The sequence below is a fragment of the Pseudomonas sp. SP16.1 genome (genome assembly GCF_052682975.1).
The window spans coordinates 3775409-3792672 of record NZ_JBQYFZ010000001.1; the positions used below are offsets into that span (position 1 = coordinate 3775409).

The window sequence follows — 17264 nt, forward strand, 5'->3', positions numbered from 1 at the left end:
GCCCAACTCAAGGATGGAGGCCACGGCATGCTGGATGCCAACCAGGCGCATATCACCCTCGCCATTCCCGCCGTCGACAACGACCTACAGGTACTGAGCTTCGAAGGCCGCGAAACGCTCAACAAGCCCTACCGCTTCACGATCGAGCTGGTCAGCCAGCGCGCCGATCTCGACCTCGACGGCCTGATCAACCAGACCGCCTACCTGGCCTTCGGCTCTTCCGGCAGGGGCGTGCACGGCGTCATCTACGGCATCGAGCAGGGCGACTCGGGCAAGCGCCTGACCCGCTACCGCATCGACCTGCGCCCGACCCTCGCCTACCTCGGCCACAGCTTCGACCAGCGCATCTTCCAGCACATGACGGCACCGGCGATCATCGCCGCCGTGCTGGAAGAACACGGCCTGCTCGACGGCAGCGACTACCGCTTCCAGCTCGGCCCCTACGTCTACCCCGAGCGCATCTATTGCACCCAGTACGAGGAGAGCGACCTGCACTTCATCCAGCGCCTGTGCGAGGAGGAAGGCATCGGCTTTCACTTCCAGCACGGCGAGGACGGCCATGTGCTGGTGTTCGGCGACGACGCCAGCGCCTTCCCGCGCCTCGATCCGCTGAACTATCAGCAAGGCAGTGGCCTGGCCGCCGATCACGAAGTGGTGCGCGCCTTCGGCGTGCGCCTGGAAACCCGCAGCACCCTGGCCAGCTGGCGCGACTACGACTTCGAGCAGCCCAGGCTGCTGATGGAGGCCGGCTACGCCAGCGAGTTCACCCCGACGCTGGAGGTCTACGACTACCCCGGCCGCTTCACCGACCGCACCCGCGGCAAGCACCTGGCCAGGCGCAGCCTGGAGCGCCTGCGCAGCGACTACGAGCTGGCCGAAGGCAAGAGCGACGCGTTTCTTGCCTGCGGCCACTTCCTCGCCCTGGCCGGCCACCCGCGCCAGCAGTGGAACGACCTCTGGCTGCTCAACGAAGTGATCCATGAGGGCAAGCAGCCGCAGGTGCTGGAAGAATCGATCACGAGTGACTTGACCTTACGCAGATCGGCCCCCTCTCCCCTCCGGGGAGAGGGCTGGGGTGAGGGGGAAAAGGGCGACTCGGATTTCCACCAAGGCTACCGCAACCGCTTCACCGCCACGCCCTGGGACATTCCCTACCGCCCAGCGCTGGAACATCACAAACCCAAGGTGCTCGGCAGCCAGACCGCGGTGGTCACCGGCCCCGCCGGCGAGGAAATCCACTGCGACCAGTACGGCCGGGTCAAGGTGCAGTTCCACTGGGACCGCGATGGCCAGGCCGACGACACCACCAGCTGCTGGCTGCGCGTGGCCTCCAACTGGGCCGGCAAGGCCTACGGCGGCATCGCCATCCCCCGCGTCGGCATGGAGGTGCTGGTCACCTTCCTCGAAGGCGACCCCGACCAGCCGCTGGTCACCGGCTGCCTCTACCACGCCGAACACCTGGTGCCCTACGACCTGCCGGCGCACAAGACCCGCAGCCTGTTCAAAACCCTGAGCAGCCCCGGCGGTGGCGGCTACAACGAATTTCGCATCGAAGACCGCAAGGGCGCCGAGCAGATCTACATCCACGCCCAACGCGACTGGGACGAGAACATCGAACACGACCAGAAGATCCGCGTCGGTAACGAGCGCCACGACACCGTCGAGGCCAACAGCTACACCGAACTCAAAGCCGAAGAACACCGCACCACCGACCTCGACCGCAAGGTGGAAGTACGCGCCAACGACCACCTCACGGTCGCCAGCACCCAGCACAACAAGATCGGCACCGGCCTGTTCGTCGAAGCCGGCAACGAAATCCACTACAACGCCGGAAGCAAGGTAGTGATCGATGCAGGCATGGAACTGACTGCAACAGGCGGCGGCAGTTTCCTCAAGCTTGACCCGAGCGGCGTGACCCTGAGCGGGGCGACGATCAAGATGAATTCGGGGGGTGGGCCGGGGAGTGGGTCGGGGTTGAAGATTCTGGCGCCGAGGCTACCCAATGCTGCAGACCGTGACCGTCCCGGTTCCCTCTTGGCACCGCCCAGACCACAGCCAGTCTTATCTTTTGGCCCGCTATGCGGCAAACAGAGCGACGGCGCCTGTAGCCGGGGAGATTGTCCATGCATGAAGGGCTGAGCAACTTCATTGCCAAGCTGGAGCATTCCATACCCACACTACCGGCTGATCAACCGACATGGCACTTCATCATTGACCAACAAACCGTGCCGGATGCCCAAGCCAAGGTGTTCGCCATCAATGAGCCTGCAGAACAGATCCTCTTGTTCCAGAGGACCGATTTTCATCACCTGGCCGATCAGGGCCCACTTTGGTTTAGTGCTGAGGCCGGCGGTGCGCTGCAACAGCTGGGCGAATCGCTTTGCCAGCAGCAGTGTGCTGGTATTGCGCTCTGCGCAGCAGACCGCGACGCGGCCATCGCTCATGCGTGCTGGCTGCTGACGGTCAACGATGGTTCCGGTGGTCAGAGCCTGATCAACTATTACCGCCCCGACATATGGGCGGCGATGGCCTTGACCGCCTCAGAGCAGCTATTCGCCTCCTGGTCCGCGGTGTATAGCCCCGCACCACGCGCGCTTGGCGCCAGGCCACAGCATTGGCTGGGCTGGCAGGCACCGCTCGACGATTCGCCGAATACCATACAGAGGCATTACAGCCTGGCAGCCTCTACCCAACCGACCCAGCGTACCCTGCGCTGGGTGTACTGGATCGACAGGCACTACACGAAATTCAACGCTCCCTCCAGCCAACAACTTCCCTCGATCCTCGACAACCTAGAGTTGCTGGTGGACCACGGCATCAGCGAAGGGCGCTGGCTGGTGAGACTAGCTGATCTCGTCAGCCGAACACGGCTGGAGGCGCAGGAACCGGTCATGACCATCCTGCGCGGCAAGGCCGACCCCTTCATCAAGGTCGATCAAATACTGGCGCAGAATCTCTAGCGCAATTGGAATGGAAGCCCATGTTCCCCATCACGCCTTCCGCCCGACGTGGCGATATCCAACATACATCCCAACCGACATCGGACGAAGCAGCCGCGCTCCCGCGGCAAGTATTGCAACTGCCGGCAGAATCTGCGGCCCAAACGGCCGAGGCGGAGTGCTTCGACAAGACGCAGACGCCGGCCTGCTCCCCGCGCTTTGCCAATGTCATCTACGCCACAGAAGAAAAAGCCTTTTGGCTACTGCCGGAACGTGCAGCCAACGCCATCAAGGAAGCAGCTCAACGTTTGGAGCAAGATATATCTCCGGATAAAAGCGCCGAGGATCGCAAGAAGGGCCTCGACGCCAACGGCTTGCTGGAGCATTTTCTGGAGCCGCGCCTGAGCTTCTTTCTAGAAGGCGAAGAACAGGCCTGGATGCAGCGTTTCGAGTTGGAGAATCGTTTCTCCAATGGTCGCTATATCAATGAGCGCCGGGATTTGCTCACCGACCCACGCAATCTGGCCTTTCAGAGAAACAAAGAGCGCCTGGATACCCTGAATCACTGGCTTGGGCTCCACAACAAAGCCATCGCCGAGGCTCGGCGCCAGGGCTATGACTATCAAGATGGCCGGCTGTTCAGTCCGCAGGCGGTAGAGGCCCGCAAAGCCGTACAGGCCTACCTCGCGGCACGTAATGCGTTGCTCGAACAGGGCAAACTACCAACCTATGCGCTAAGCGAAATCGCCGAACTGATGCAGGAGGCCAAACGCCGTTATGACGATGCCATCGACTGCACAGTCAACTGCCGAGCTCAGTTCAGAAGCTACCAAGTATGGAAGCAGCAGCAACAAAGCGCTTTCGACTATGCACTGTACATCGATGCCATTCTCAAGGCCGCCGACTACGGCCTCGCCCTGCCCGAGTTCGCCCTGATCAGTGAAGAGCACTCCGGTGTGGTCAGCGGCGTCGAGAGCTTCAAGGCTTACCTTGGCCTCATCGACGCGCAGCGTCGCCTGGAACAAAAGATGGAGGAGCGATATCGAGGCTGGATTCAGGCAAGCGGCGAGAACCGCCAGGCACCCGCCGGGTTGCTGAAAGCGGAAAAACAGGCCTGGAATGCGCTGGAAGACGAGAAGCTGCAGATTCGCTGGCGTGCGCAATGGGTCGTATCCAACACCCAGCCACGCCGCCACCTGCTCTGGGAGCCGGAACAGTTCGAGCCCAAGCCGGTCGATCGCTTGGTCAAGGTCGGTTTTCCTTTGCGCGAAGTCAGCCTGCCCGACACGCCCGGCCAACCGCTGCGTCACCTGAGCCTGAAGGTGCTCAAAAGCCTGCTGAAACCGACCACCAAGCGCAGCGCGAGCTTCGCCGGTAACAGCAGCGGCCAGCAAGGCGAAGATCACGCCTCCAGCGATTTCAGTGACTGGCTCAAGGGCATGGGCAGCATCGAAATCAAGGACCAGGAAGGCCCTTGGTTCGACGCTGAAGGCTGGTTCGATGTCGAGCGCTTCTACCAATATGTCAGCCAGCGCAAAGGCTACCGGGTCGACGCCCTGCAGGATGCCGGCACTAGGCAGGAATGGGGCGAACGCCTGCGCCAGGTGCTGTTTCAAGACGATGCTGTCCGTCAGCTGCGCCTGTTCGATCCCACGCCCCAAGCGCAACTGGTGCGCTGCCTTACACCACCGCAACCGAGCATTCATGGCGGCGCCTCGGTCGACGGGCCGTCCTTCGCCCTGCACGAAGGGGTAACCGCCGGCGCTCGGGCGCATTTCAATGTCGACTTGGCCAGGGGCGAAATCGAACTGGGGAAAATCGATCTGCCGGAACGCTCCGCCGCCACGGATGTACAGGCCACCTATATCAACTACCAGCAACAACTGGCGACGATGAATCTGGGCCGCTTTTCGGTGCACCTGGGCGCCCGCGCCTGGGGCTACACCGGGGTAGCCATGATGCTCGCCGCCGAACTGGAGCTGTCGCCTGGCAATACCGGCTACGGCGCCACCCTCGATCCCGTAGAGCCGGCCGAACGTGAGGCCAATAGCGCCAGCGCAGCCGGCAATGCGCGCACTGGCCAGGTGGTAAAGGGACAAGGCGCCAAAGCCCAAATCGAGGACGGAGCATCGGCCAGCTTCAACCTGTTCGCCGGCGTCCAGGTCGGGATCAAGCTCACTGGTGCCCTGAACTGGGCGCCTCCCCAGCACCTGGCGGACCTCCGTGCCCTGCCCGCCTATACCGACGGGCAAGCCCCCAACGACGGCTGGCTCAGCCTCGCCCACCTCGAAGGCGAACTGGCTGCCGCGATCGGAGTCGGCGCCAAGGGAGAGGTGACCCTCTCCCTGGACAAAGGCTGCCTAATCCTGCGCATCAAAGCGGCGCTAATCGCCGGCCCCGGAGTGTCCGGTACTCTGGCTTTTGCCGTGGGCTACGAAGCCATCATCGAACTGATCAACCTGATGCGCCGCGAACTGCGCGAAAACCAGTATCACAATCTGGAGTGGGTAGAAGGTTCCGCCTTCGACTTCATCAGCAAGCTCAACGTGCTGGGCGCCGTGGGTATCGATGTCGGCATGGTCTACATGCTGAGCCTGCGTAACGCCGACATTGTTATGAATCTCTACGAAGCCCTGACCAGTGGCGGCAAGGGCGGGCCAATCGCTCATGCGATCATGACCTACAGGTATCCGGCCGAACTGGAGCGGTGGTTTGTAGATGCCACCCCAGAAGCCTTGGGGCCGATGTTGATGACTCTGTTATTCAGGCCGGAGGCATTCGACGCCGTGGATATAGCGTTTGACGATAACGGTAATCCCCAAGAGCAGATCACACCCTATTCGGAACCAGCGTGCCATCTGCTGCAACAAGGGGCTATCGAGAGAATCCTCGGCTGGCTTGTCCGCAATGCCCAACAGACTGGAACCCTCGACAATGCCCAGCGTCAGTTCGACGAAGCCTGCTCACGGATGAATCGCTTTGGCACCAAAGAGCCACAACCAGGACAGGCCTACTGCACCAACCGGATGCGAATGGATAGGTTTATGGCTGAAGGGGTTATGCGTATCGGTCCTCAAGGTCCGATGGGTGATGATTTACGGGCTCGCTACAAAGAACATGTCAAAACCTTGGGACAACTAAGAGACAGTTACTGCCAGCGCAGCGATTACTACGGCCAAACATTTATCCCTAGTGGGCGAGCTACATATACAGGCCCTTAGAGAGCAAATAGCGGAGTTACAGAATGTTTTTCAGAAGCTTTATTTTCAGTGCATTGGCAACCCTGCTGTGCTTTTCAGCTTGGGCAGCCCCACTCACACCGGAGCAACAGGCAGCCAAGGAAAAGGGGATTGCTCTATACAATCAATACAAAGATGCCGAACCATATTTAAGAATTGCCGCTGAAGCAGGTGATCCCGAAGCTCAATACTACTTAGGCGAAGATATTCGCAGTGCAAACCGCTTTATGACAGAAGAAGCTCATAACTGGTTCGTAGCTGCTGCAGATCAAGGCGATCTATACGCCATGCTCAGACTGTCACGCAGCGGTAACGATCTATGTTCGGCTATGAGTAACTGCCCTCCTGACTCCAAAACGGCCTGGGACTGGCTCAAGCAAGCACGTGAAATTGGTAAAGCCCGTGCCGACGCTGGGGACTCGGAAGCCATGTACATTATGTACTTAGGAACAAATGATCTCGAGTGGTTAGAAAAATCCGCCGATGCGGGCTACGCCCCTGCGCAATACCTATTGGCAAGCCGTTATCAGGAAGGAAAAGGCTTTTTTTTCCCCCCCTGGAAGCGTTCAGAGAAAGTTGAGGAGCTGGCCAAAAAATCCGCAGAAGGCGACTTTGCAGCAGGCATTTTTCTATATCAACAATTCTTGGAAGGTGATGATACCGCTATACGATACTGGACAGAAAAAGCCGTCAACCTAGGGTCAGCAGAGGCAATTTATGGTTATGGTGCCTTTTTAGCCCATGAGCCAGAGCAATATGGATTCCCTTTAGATCTAATCAAAGCATATGGTTTTATCTATATGCTTAAAGACTTGGACGGAGGGGGCGGCATGCAAGAAAATGTAGAGTACAAGCTCCCCAAAATCGCTTCAAAAATGACACCCGAACAAATCGAACAAGCCAAAGCCTTTGCCGAAGAATGGAAGGCTACCCATCCGCCGCTTTCCTTCTTCCCACCCAAGCTCGGCTTCTAGCACTCAAATGTTCCTAAGACACTCCATTGCACTACTGGCCACGCTACTATTTAGCTGCCCGTTACTGGCAGGCCAGTTAATGCCAGAGCAGCAAGCCGCCAAAGAAAAAGGCATTGTCTTATACAATCAACACAAGAACGCCGAGCCATATTTAATAATTGCTGCCGAAGCAGGCGATCGAGAGTCCCAATATTATCTTGGCGAGGAGCTACGCCGTTCCAGTCGATTCATGACCGAAGAAGCCTATAAATGGTACATGGCCGCTGCTGAACAAGGGGATTATTACGCCATGTACCGCCTCTCGGGCACCGGCAGCGACCTATGCTCTGCGATGGGAAACTGCCCACCTGACCATAGAACTCCGGGGGATTGGTTATTACTCGGCAGAAAGACCGCTCAAGCTCTCGCAGAAAAAGGCGATAGCGAAGCAATGTATGTTCTTTACTATCTAACCAACAATTTCGAATGGCTAGAGAAATCCGCCGAAGTAGGATTTCCTATTGCTCAATATGACTTGGCGAGACTCTATGATCAAGGTAAAGGCTTTTTCTTCCCTCCCTGGAAGCGTTCAGAGAGAGTTGAGGAGCTAGCAAAAAAATCCGCAGAAGGTGGCTGCATAAAAGGCATCATGCTATACCAAAACTTCTTAGAAGGTAAAAAAGACATCGAAATTTACTGGACAAAAAAAGCAGTTGCACTCGGATCGGCAGAAGCTGTCTACGCGTATGGTTCCGGCCTTGCCCATGTACCAAAAGACTATGGCTACCCTTTAGACTTAGTAAAAGGTTACGGCTTTGTTTATATGTTATTAGAGCTAGACGGGGGGGGAGGCTTGAAAGAATATGCCGAAGACATACTCCCAGACATCGCCAGCCAAATGACTGCCAAACAAATCGAACAAGCCAAAGCCTTTGCCAAAGAATGGAAGGCTACCCATCCGCCACTTTCCTTCTTCCCGCCCAAACTCGGCTTCTAACACTCGGGCTCAACCCTCTGGCATAGTCACGCGGAGTTTCTGCCGACAAGAAGGCTGCATCCATGAACATCGGCCAAGCCGCCAAGCACACCGGCCTCAGCGCCAAGATGATCCGCTACTACGAGTCCATCGACCTGCTGCCGCGGGCCGGGCGTACGGAGAGCGGCTATCGGCAGTACAGCGCCAACGACCTGCACCGCCTGGCCTTTATCAAGCGGGCGCGGGATCTGGGGTTTTCCCTGGAGGAAGTGGGCCGGCTACTGGCGCTGTGGCAGGACAAGAGTCGCGCCAGCGCCGATGTGAAGGCGCTGGCCGAGGGACATATCGCCACACTTTCGCGCAAGATCGCCGAGATGAGCGCGCTGCGCGATACGCTGGTGGAGCTGGCGAACAGCTGCCAGGGCGATAGCCGGCCGGATTGTCCGATTCTGCAGGGGCTGGAAGAGGGCGTGGGTTGCGCCGCGCCGGGATGTTCGTCGCACCCTCAGCGCTAACGACGCGGCGTGGGGTACACAGCGACTAGGGTGTCGCGGGGCCGCCCAGGTCGTGCGCACCAGAGGCTCGCGCGCGGCGAACCCTACGGACGGCATATCCAGGCGTTGGGGGCATAGCCCTGCAATCCGGGAGATGCGAGCGTCAACCCCGGATTTCATGCAGTCCCACAAGCGTCGGCGCGCATGGCGCACTCTGCGGGTTTAGGCGTCCGCCGAGTCAGCGCATCCAGGGTGGCGTCGGTTCGGCGTCCTTGGGCGCGTCTTCGGCATTGAGCAAGGCCTGGCGCCGTGCTTCTTCGGCCAGGGCGGCCTTGATCTCGCGCATCACCGCGTCGATGTCGGCGGCGTCCTCGGCTTCGGCGAACTCGCCGGTCAGCTGGCTGTGCGGCGTGAGCTTGCCGGCCTCGTAGAGCGCCCACATCTCCTTGGCGTATTTGGTGTATTTCAACTCCGGAGCGAACTGGCCGAAGTACTCGGCCATGTTGCGCACGTCGCGCTCGAGCATGCTGAAGGCGTGGTTGTTGGCCGCCGCGTCCACCGCCTGCGGCAGGTCGATGATCACCGGGCCGTCGGGACCGAGCAGCACGTTGAATTCCGACAGGTCGCCATGCACCAGGCCGGCGCAGAGCATCTTGACGATTTCCTGGATCATGAAGGCGTGGAATTCGCGGGCGTCGTCCGGATGCAGGTCGACGTCGTTGAGCCTTGGTGCCACGTCGCCTGCGCCGTCGCCGACCAGTTCCATCAGCAGCACACCGTCGAGAAAGTCGTAGGGCTTGGGCACCCGCACGCCGGCGCTGGCCAGGTGGAAGAGCGCGGCGACCTCGGCATTCTGCCAGGCCTGCTCCTGCTCCTTGCGCCCGTACTTGCTGCCCTTGGCCATGGCTCGCGCCTGGCGGCTGCCGCGCACCTTGCGGCCTTCCTGATACTCGGCGGCCTGGCGGAAGCTGCGCTTGTTGGCCTCCTTGTAGACCTTGGCGCAGCGCAGCTCGTCGCCGCAGCGCACCACATAGACCGCTGCTTCCTTGCCGCTCATCAGCGGGCGCAGCACCTCGTCCACCAGGCCGTCCTCGACCAGGGGTTCAATACGTTTGGGCGTCTTCATCGGAGTGGATCACGGGTCCTTTCTGGCCGAGGGGGAGGGACATGCTGGGGGCCATCCTCTCACAGCTCGGGGCAGATGCCGAACGCCGTCGCTCAGGCGCTGACCAGATGCCGCCTGAGCGCCTCGATGGCGTAGCGCACCTTGGCCGGTTGCGCGTCGCGGCGCGGGGTGACGATATGCAGGCCGATCGGCTGCGGTTGCCAGTCCGGCAGCAACGGCAGCAGATCGCCACGCCCCAGCAGCTCGCGGATTTCCGGCTCGGGCTGCAGCGACACCCCCATGCCGGCCAGGGTGAACTGGCGCGCCGCGAGGATGTTGTTGCAGGCGATGCGGCTCTCCAGGCGCAGGCGCTGAGTCGCGCCGCCCGGCCCGTGCAGTTGCAGATGCTGGCTGCGGTCGGTGTTGAGGCCGATCCAGTCCAGCTCGAACAGCTGCTGCGGCTGCGCCGGCCAGCCGTGCCGCGCCAGGTAGGCGGGTGCGGCGCACAGCAGCATGCGCCAGTCGGCGACGTGTCGGGCCACCAGGCTGGAATCCTCCTGGCGGCCGACGCGGATGGCCAGGTCGATGCGCTGCTCGATCAGGTCGATCTGCTCGTCCTGGAAGAACAGGCGCAGGCTCAGCGCCGGATGGGCTGCCAGCAGCGGTGCCAGCGCCTCGCACAGCAGCGGGCCGGAGAAACCCACCGGCGCGGCGATACGCAGCTCGCCCACCGGCGCATCGCGCAGCTCGGCCAGGCGCTGCTCGGCCTGCTCCGCCAGTTCGACGATCTGCCGGCAGCTGGCATAGAACTGCGCGCCCGCCTCGCTCAGGGTCAGCTTGCGCGTGGTGCGATGCAGCAGGCTGATGCCGGTGGCCTCCTCCAGCCGACGGATCTGCTGGCTGACCGCCGAGGCGCTCATGCCCAGGGCCTCGGCGGCGGCGACCATCGAGCCCTTCTGCACCACGGTGGCGAACAGCGCCATGCGCTTGAGCTGCTCCACTATGAAACCCTGCTTAATTATCCAAGTGCATCAGGCCAGTTTTTCCGGGATTTATCCAGATGGAATGATGTGTCCACCTTCACTCACCGAGACACTCATCATGAAACTCGCCCTGATCGGCGCCAGCGGTTACGTCGGCGCCCCCTTGCTGGACGAAGCCCTGAATCGCGGCCACCGGGTCACCGCCCTGGTGCGCCACCCGGACAAGCTGCCCGCCCACCCCAACCTGGTCGCAATGCGCGCCGACGTGCACGACAGCGCGGCGCTGGCCGAGCAGTTGCGCGGGCATGACGCCGTGCTCAGCGCCTTCAACCCCGGCTGGGGCGTGGCGGATATTCGCGAGCAGTTCATCGCCGGCAGCCGCGCCATAGTCGCCGCGAGCAAGCAGGCCGGGGTCAGGCGCCTGCTGCTGGTCGGCGGCGCCGGCAGCCTGTACGTGGCGCCCGGTCTGCAGTTGATCGACACGCCGGAGTTCCCCGCCGAGTACAGGGAAGGTGCCGAAGGCGCGCGCCAGGCGCTGGCGATGCTGCGCGGCGAGCAGGAACTGGAGTGGACCTTCCTCTCCCCCGCCGCCCTGCTCGAGCCCGGCCCGCGCACCGGCAAGTTTCGTCTGGGTGGCGATGAGCTGTTGATGGACGGTGATCAGCCGGGCCGCATCTCGGTGGCCGACCTGGCCGTGGCGCTGCTGGACGAGACCGAGCAGCCGCAACACATCCGCCAGCGTTTCACCCTGGCCTATTAACCGTCCGCCTGCCGCCGCTGCGTCGCAGGGCGGCGGCGAAGCCTATTCGGAGTCCTTATGAGCACATTCAGCAGCAGCACTTTCGTCGCCACCGAAACCCCCGCCCGCTATATCGGCCGGCTGTGCAAGCACTTCGCGCACAAGATTCCGGTCAAATTCGACGAGCGCCAAGGGCGCATCGAGTTCGCCTTCGGCCTGGCCTCGCTGCAGGCCGAGGCCCGGGGCCTGCGCCTGCGCGCCGAGGCCGCCACCGGCGAGGACCTGCAGCGCCTGCAGGAGGTGGTGGGCAGCCATTTCGAGCGTTTCGCCTGGCAGGAGGCATTGACCCTGGACTGGCGGCCGGACCGCCACTAGGGAAACTCAGAAACAGTCGGGCGCAGGCGGGACAGCGGCTTTATCGCTGAACAGCGCTTGCGCTGGCCCGCATGGGAATAATCCAGAACCTGCGTAGTACCTGGGCTCCCGCCTTCGCGGGAGTGACGGTAAATGGCGTTCTCAGAACTTCCCGAGGGCTGTTGCCATTTGCGCAAGAGTGCCGCGCCATTCTCAAGGGTGGGTTAGCGGCGCAGCATCCCGATCCCGCAGACACCGATGAATATGGGGCGCCGCGTAACCCAGCAGGCGATGGACGGCGTTGCGCCGATGGTGGGTTACGCCGCACCGGGCAGCGCGAGCCGGTCGACGAACGCAACAGGCGGCCACCCCACCCTACGGAGCTGGCTATCTCAGATCACAGCGCGTCCAGCTGCGCCCGCAAGCGCCGCAGCACGGCCAGCGACTCGGGGTTGTCGCCGTGCACGCAGAGGCTGTCGGCGCGCAGCCGCAGCGGCTTGCCGTCGATGTCGGGGAAGGGCTGGCCACGGGCGATCGCCAGGGCCTGGGCAAGGATGCGCTCGGGGTCCTGGTGCACCGCCGCGCTGAGCCGGCGCGGCGCCAGCTGGCCATCGGCCAGGTAGGCGCGATCGGCGAAGGCCTCGAACATCAGCGGCACGTCGGCCTCGTCGGCCAGGCACAGCTCGCGCTCGTTGTCGGCCAGCGCGAGCACCATCAGCGGCAGGCCCTTGCGGTAGCTGGCGCAGGCGTCGAGCACCGCTTCGAACAGGGCGTCATTGCGCACCAGCTCGTTGTACAACGCACCGTGCGGCTTGACGTAGGCCAGCTGGCCGCCGGCAGCGCGGCAGAAGGCGTCCAGCGCGCCGATCTGGTACAGCACCAGGGCACGGACCTCCTCCGGCGAGCAGTGGATATGCCGCCGGCCGAAGCCCTGCAGGTCGGGATAGGAGGGATGCGCGCCGATGCGCACGCCATGCTCGACGGCCAGCGCCACGCTGCGCGCCATGATCAGCGGGTCGCCGGCGTGGAAGCCGCAGGCCAGGTTGGCCTGGTCGATCAGCGGCATGGCCAGCGCGTCGTCGCCCATCTTCCAGGCGCCGAAGCCCTCGCCCATGTCGCAGTTGAGAAGTATGCGGTTCATGTCGGCAGCTTACGGCGTGGCGGGCGATTGGCAAAGGGCGACGGCTATATCAGTAGACGTCGCGGCGGTAACGCCCCTCCTCGCGCAGACGCTGCAACGCCTCGTCGCCGAGGCGCTCGCGCAGCACCTGATCGACGCCCGCGGCCATCCCCTGCAGGCTGCCGCAGACGTAGATGGCCGCGCCGTCGGCCAGCCAGGCGTCCAGCTCCAGCGCCTCACGCAGGGCGTCCTGCACGTAGCGCCTGGCCGTCTGGTCGCGAGAGAACACCGGTTCCAGCCGCTCCAGCCAGCCCTCGGCGCGCCAGGCCTTCAGCTCGGCGCCGCAATGGAAGTCGCAGGCGGCGTTGCGCTCGCCGAAGATCAGCCAGTTGCGCCGCCGCCCGGCAGCGATGCGCGCCTTGAGCAGGCTGCGCAGGCCGGCCAGGCCGGTGCCGTTGCCGATCAGGAGCAGCGGCCGGTCGTCGTCCGGGGCATGGAAGGCGCTGTTGCGCCGCACCCGCGCCAGCATCCGGCCGCCCGCCGGCAGGCGCTCGGTCAGCCAGCCGGAGCCGAGGCCGAGGCTGCCGTCGACGTGCCGCTCCTGGCGCACGATCAGCTCCAGCACGCCGTCGGCCGGCACGGAGGCGATCGAGTAGTCGCGCGCCGGTCGCGCCGGATCGTTGTCCGGCAGCACCTCTAGGATGTCGCCGGCCTGCCAGTCGCTCGCCTGCTCGGGACGCAGGCGCAGGAGGAAGGTCGGCCCGCCCTGACTGCCGGGGTTGAGCAGCTGGCGGCCGCACAGCGTCCACTCGGCGAAACCGCTGTCGAGCGTGGTCCGCGCGCCGGTCAATTCGGCCAGGCGCTGGCGCCAGGTGGCGATGGCGCCCTCCTCGCCGTCGTCCACCTCCAACGGGGCGAATAGGGTGCGCGCGCCCTGGCGGCCGAGCCAGTCGTGCAGGCGGTGGGCGAAACCGCAGAACTGCTGGTACTGGCGGTCGCCTAAGGCCAGTACGGCATAGCTCAGCTGCGGCAGGTCCAGCGCGCTGCCGAGCAGCTTGCGCTCGAAGCCGCGGGCGCTGTCCGGCGCCTCGCCATTGCCGAAGGTGCTGACCACGAACAGCGCCCGCCGCGCCTGGCGCAGGCCCTGCTCGTCGAGCTTGGCCAGCGGCTGCACCTGCACCGGCAGGCCGGCGGCCTGCAGCTGCCCGGCGGTCTGCCAGGCCAGCTGTTCGGCGAAGCCGCTCTGGCTGGCGAAGCCGATCAGCCAGGGCTCGCCTGCGCTCGCGCGCAGCTCGCCGCGGGCGGCCCGCACCGCGCGATGCTTGCGCCGGCGGTCGAGATACAGCAGCCAGCCGGTGACGAAGAACAGCGGCATGGCGGCGCTGGCCAGCAGCATCAGGATGCGCCCGGTCAGGCCGAAGTATTCGCCGACGTGCAGGGCGTAGACGCTGGCCAGCAACTGCGCCTTGAAGCTCTTGTCGGCGTAGCGCTCGTGACGGACCACCTGGCCGCTGGCCGGGTCGATGCGCAGCTGGTTGAGCGCGCGCGGATGGGCGGCGTCCTCCAGCAGATAGAAGGCCATGACCGGCTGCCCGGCCGCCGCCGGCGGGCGCAGCTGGTACTGGCTCAGGCCGGGACCGGCCGCGCGCTGCAGGCTGGCCCACAGCGCCGGGTAGTCGACCTGCGGCGCCGGCTCGCCGCCCGCCTCGGGACGAGCGCCGCGGCGGCCGTCGGGCTTGCCGCGCTGCTCGACCGGCGTGTCGGCGAGCAGCCGATTGAGGCCGTCGCGGTACCACTCGTAGGACCAGAACAGCCCGCTCAGCGCCGCCAGCAGGTACAGCGCCAGACACCAGGTGCCCGCCACCGCGTGCAGATCCCAGTTGAAGGCGCGGCCCTTCCTGGCCCAGTCCAGGGTCAGCCAGACCCGCCAGTTGCCCAGCTGCCGCGGCCAGCGCAGGTAGAGGCCGGACAGGCAGAGGAAGATCAACATCAGGGTGCAGGCGGCGGTGATCTGCTTGCCGAACTCGCCCATGGCGAGGAAGCGGTGCAATTGCAGCATCAGGTCGAAGAAAGCCTGGCCGCGCACCGCGCCGAGCAGCTCGCCGCTATGGGGGTCGAAGTAGCGCATCAGCCCGCGGCGCTCGCCCGGCGGCGGGGCGAACATCGCCTGCCCGGCGCGCTCGCCGGACAGCGCCACGCCCAGGCGCACGACCTGCTGGCCCTGCGCCGCCTCCAGCCTGGCGACCAGCTCGGCCGGCGGCAACACCGCGCTGGCGCGCGGCTCGATATGCAGCACCTCGGGGTTGAGCGCGCGCAGGATCTCGTCCTGGAACGAATAGGCGGCGCCGCTCACGCCCATCACCGCCAACACCAGACCGGCGCTGATGCCGAACAACCAATGCAACTGAAACAGGATTTTCTTCAACACGGCGGAGCACCTGAGCAGGCCGGGTATCGGCCAAAACGGGAAGCGATTCTATTTGATAATTAGTGTCATCGACGATGAGCCGCGCGGTTTTACGCTTTTTTTACACGCCCGCTCGTCAGGCCCGCTGCAGCGCCTCGGGGCCGATGCTGGCGAGATCGCGGCAGCCGCACAGCGCCATGGTCGCCTCCAGCTCCTCGCGCAGCAGCCTGAGCAGGTGCGCCACGCCCAGTGCGCCGGCGCTGGCCAGGGCATGGATGTAGGGACGGCCGATCAGCACCGCGTCGGCGCCCAGCGCCAGGGCCTTGAACACGTCGCTGCCGCGGCGGATGCCGCCGTCGACCAGCACCGCCAGCTCACGCCCCAGTTCGGCGCGGATCGCCGGCAGCGAGCGCAGCGCCGGCCACTGCGAGTCCAGCACCCGGCCGCCATGGTTGGAGACGATCACCCCCGCCGCGCCGGCTTCCACGGCCAGGCGCGCGTCCTCGGCGTGCAGGATGCCCTTGAGCAGCACCGGCAGGCGGCTGTGCCGGCACAGCCAGGCGACGTCCTGCCAGCGCGGCGCCACCGCCATCAGGCCGTCGAACAGCGCGCTGCCGCCCTCGGGCAACGGCGGCAGCTGCACCGCCTGGTCGAGATTGACCGCGCGGATCTCGGCGGGCAGCCGGAAGCCGGCGCGCTGCTCGCGGTTGCGCACGCCGGACACCGGCGCGTCCACGGTCAGCACCAGCGCCCGGTAGCCGGCGGCCTCGGCGCGCTGCGCCAGCGCCAGGGTGGCGGCACCGTTGCCCTGCCAGTAGAGCTGGAACCACAAGGGCCCCTGCGCTGCCTCGGCCACCTCTTCCAGGCGCGTGGAGGCATAGGAGCTGAGCACCGCCGCCCCGCCCATGACGCCGGCCGCCAGCGCGCTGGCACGCTCGCCGTCGCTGTGGAACAGCTGCTGGTAGGCGATCGGCGCCAGCAGGATGGGATGCTGCAGCGCTTCGCCGAGCAGCTGGCAGCGGGTATGGCCGCCGCGCAGGTCGCGCAGCATGCGTGGCAGCAGCGCCCATTCGCGCCAGGCCTGCAGGTTGGCCTGGCAGGTCAGCTCGTCGCCGGCGCCGCCCTGCAGATAGGCCAGGGCGTTGCCATCCAGCCGCGGCAAGGCGTAGCGCTCGTAGTCGCAGGCGGCGACCAGGTCGGCGGGAATTTCGCCGAGTGGCGGCAGGCGCGTCATCTTCACTCGCTCCATTGGCGCAGCAGGTTGTGATAGGTGCTGGTCAGGCCGAGCACCTCCTCGCTGTCGCCCAGTTGCGCGCGCAGCTTGAGGATGTTCATGTCCAGCTCGAACAACAGCTTGCGCTGCCAGGCGTCGCGCACCCAGCTCTGCGTCCAGAGGAAGGCGGCGATGCGCGCGCCGCGGGTGACCGGCTCGACGCGGTGCAGGCTGGTGGCCGGATAGAGGATGGCATCGCCGGCCGCCAGCTTGACCTCGTGCTCGCCGTAGGTGTCCTCGACGATCAGCTCGCCGCCTTCGTATTCCTCCGGCTCGCTGAGAAATACCGTGGTGGAGACGTCCGTGCGCACCTGCAGGCCGCTGAAGCGATCGCGCTGCAGGGCGTTGTCGACGTGATTGCCGTAGCGCCCGCCGCCGCTGTAGCAGTTGAACATCGGCGGCAGCACCTGGCGCGGCAGCGCCGCCGAGACGAACAGCGGATGCCGCGCCAGGGCCTCGGCGATGCGCTGCGACAGGCCGGCGAAGGCCGGCGACTCGACCGGGAACTGCCGGTTGTCCTTGAGCGCCACGGCCTGGGCGCCGGAGCTGCGCGCGCCGTCGACCCAGTCGTGGGCCGCCAGCTCGGCGCGCAGCGCGGCGACTTCCTGCTTGCTCAGCACCTGCGGGATATGCAGCAACATCGGTGGCGGTCTCCTGTTGAACGCACGAAGCCCGCACATGG

Annotated in this window: 14 protein-coding genes; 8 read left to right on the plus strand and 6 right to left on the minus strand. The window is 64.5% G+C overall.

The window, feature by feature from the left end; translation table 11 throughout:
- Positions 1–27 precede the first annotated feature (27 nt).
- From ACUTAF_RS18005 to cueR, 6 genes are all read left to right on the plus strand, one after another.
- Complete coding sequence (locus ACUTAF_RS18005) at positions 28–2139, plus strand: type VI secretion system Vgr family protein (RefSeq protein WP_445581246.1); 2112 nt, start codon at positions 28–30, stop codon at positions 2137–2139.
- Positions 2124–2960, plus strand: coding sequence for a DUF4123 domain-containing protein (locus tag ACUTAF_RS18010; RefSeq protein WP_445581247.1), 837 nt, complete (start codon positions 2124–2126; stop codon positions 2958–2960). Before ACUTAF_RS18005 ends, ACUTAF_RS18010 begins: the two co-directional genes overlap by 16 nt.
- 20 nt (positions 2961–2980) lie before the next feature.
- Complete coding sequence (locus ACUTAF_RS18015) at positions 2981–6160, plus strand: hypothetical protein (RefSeq protein ID WP_445581248.1); 3180 nt, start codon at positions 2981–2983, stop codon at positions 6158–6160.
- Between the two features lie 23 nt (positions 6161–6183).
- Complete coding sequence (locus ACUTAF_RS18020) at positions 6184–7152, plus strand: tetratricopeptide repeat protein (RefSeq protein ID WP_445581249.1); 969 nt, start codon at positions 6184–6186, stop codon at positions 7150–7152.
- A gap of 79 nt (positions 7153–7231) precedes the next feature.
- Entirely contained in the window at positions 7232–8128 is an 897-nt protein-coding gene (locus ACUTAF_RS18025) for a tetratricopeptide repeat protein (protein ID WP_445581250.1), read from the plus strand.
- A gap of 62 nt (positions 8129–8190) precedes the next feature.
- Positions 8191–8622, plus strand: a complete 432-nt coding sequence (cueR, locus tag ACUTAF_RS18030; protein WP_122108195.1) for a Cu(I)-responsive transcriptional regulator — start codon at positions 8191–8193, stop codon at positions 8620–8622.
- Positions 8623–8839: 217 nt separating this feature from the next.
- Here cueR and ACUTAF_RS18035 read toward each other — a convergent pair whose 3' ends face one another.
- Both ACUTAF_RS18035 and ACUTAF_RS18040 read right to left on the minus strand, forming a co-directional pair.
- On the minus strand, positions 8840–9727 hold the full coding sequence (locus ACUTAF_RS18035; protein ID WP_445581251.1) for a PA4780 family RIO1-like protein kinase: 888 nt from the start codon (positions 9725–9727) through the stop codon (positions 8840–8842).
- 92 nt (positions 9728–9819) lie between these two features.
- On the minus strand, positions 9820–10707 hold the full coding sequence (locus tag ACUTAF_RS18040) for a LysR family transcriptional regulator (RefSeq protein WP_445581252.1): 888 nt from the start codon (positions 10705–10707) through the stop codon (positions 9820–9822).
- Positions 10708–10807: 100 nt separating this feature from the next.
- Here ACUTAF_RS18040 and ACUTAF_RS18045 point away from each other — a divergent pair, with 100 nt between their 5' ends.
- Complete coding sequence (locus tag ACUTAF_RS18045; RefSeq protein WP_445581253.1) at positions 10808–11449, plus strand: NAD(P)-dependent oxidoreductase; 642 nt, start codon at positions 10808–10810, stop codon at positions 11447–11449.
- 57 nt (positions 11450–11506) lie between these two features.
- Entirely contained in the window at positions 11507–11803 is a 297-nt protein-coding gene (locus tag ACUTAF_RS18050; RefSeq protein ID WP_445581254.1) for a DUF2218 domain-containing protein, read from the plus strand.
- Between the two features lie 376 nt (positions 11804–12179).
- Here ACUTAF_RS18050 and ACUTAF_RS18055 read toward each other — a convergent pair whose 3' ends face one another.
- From ACUTAF_RS18055 to ACUTAF_RS18070, 4 genes are all read right to left on the minus strand, one after another.
- A complete protein-coding gene (locus tag ACUTAF_RS18055; protein WP_445581255.1) occupies positions 12180–12923 on the minus strand; it encodes a 5-oxoprolinase subunit PxpA in 744 nt (247 codons plus the stop codon).
- 49 nt (positions 12924–12972) lie between these two features.
- A complete protein-coding gene (locus ACUTAF_RS18060; RefSeq protein WP_445582474.1) occupies positions 12973–15327 on the minus strand; it encodes a PepSY domain-containing protein in 2355 nt (784 codons plus the stop codon).
- A 118-nt stretch (positions 15328–15445) separates the two neighbouring features.
- Positions 15446–16543 (minus strand): alpha-hydroxy acid oxidase, encoded by a 1098-nt coding sequence (locus ACUTAF_RS18065; protein WP_445581256.1) that lies wholly within the window; start codon positions 16541–16543, stop codon positions 15446–15448.
- 2 nt (positions 16544–16545) lie between these two features.
- Positions 16546–17223, minus strand: coding sequence for a Fe2+-dependent dioxygenase (locus tag ACUTAF_RS18070; protein ID WP_445581257.1), 678 nt, complete (start codon positions 17221–17223; stop codon positions 16546–16548).
- Positions 17224–17264 lie beyond the last annotated feature (41 nt).

What these genes read in the sequence shown, in the direction of transcription:
- cueR (WP_122108195.1), top strand. Translation starts at nt 8,191, where the DNA reads ATGAACATCGGCCAAGCCGCCAAGCACACCGGCCTCAGCGCCAAGATG.
- ACUTAF_RS18070 (WP_445581257.1), bottom strand. Translation starts at nt 17,223, where the DNA reads ATGTTGCTGCATATCCCGCAGGTGCTGAGCAAGCAGGAAGTCGCCGCG.
- ACUTAF_RS18050 (WP_445581254.1), top strand. Translation starts at nt 11,507, where the DNA reads ATGAGCACATTCAGCAGCAGCACTTTCGTCGCCACCGAAACCCCCGCC.
- ACUTAF_RS18010 (WP_445581247.1), top strand. Translation starts at nt 2,124, where the DNA reads ATGCATGAAGGGCTGAGCAACTTCATTGCCAAGCTGGAGCATTCCATA.
- ACUTAF_RS18065 (WP_445581256.1), bottom strand. Translation starts at nt 16,543, where the DNA reads ATGACGCGCCTGCCGCCACTCGGCGAAATTCCCGCCGACCTGGTCGCC.
- ACUTAF_RS18045 (WP_445581253.1), top strand. Translation starts at nt 10,808, where the DNA reads ATGAAACTCGCCCTGATCGGCGCCAGCGGTTACGTCGGCGCCCCCTTG.
- ACUTAF_RS18015 (WP_445581248.1), top strand. Translation starts at nt 2,981, where the DNA reads ATGTTCCCCATCACGCCTTCCGCCCGACGTGGCGATATCCAACATACA.
- ACUTAF_RS18020 (WP_445581249.1), top strand. Translation starts at nt 6,184, where the DNA reads ATGTTTTTCAGAAGCTTTATTTTCAGTGCATTGGCAACCCTGCTGTGC.
- ACUTAF_RS18055 (WP_445581255.1), bottom strand. Translation starts at nt 12,923, where the DNA reads ATGAACCGCATACTTCTCAACTGCGACATGGGCGAGGGCTTCGGCGCC.
- ACUTAF_RS18025 (WP_445581250.1), top strand. Translation starts at nt 7,232, where the DNA reads ATGCCAGAGCAGCAAGCCGCCAAAGAAAAAGGCATTGTCTTATACAAT.
- ACUTAF_RS18035 (WP_445581251.1), bottom strand. Translation starts at nt 9,727, where the DNA reads ATGAAGACGCCCAAACGTATTGAACCCCTGGTCGAGGACGGCCTGGTG.
- ACUTAF_RS18005 (WP_445581246.1), top strand. Translation starts at nt 28, where the DNA reads ATGCTGGATGCCAACCAGGCGCATATCACCCTCGCCATTCCCGCCGTC.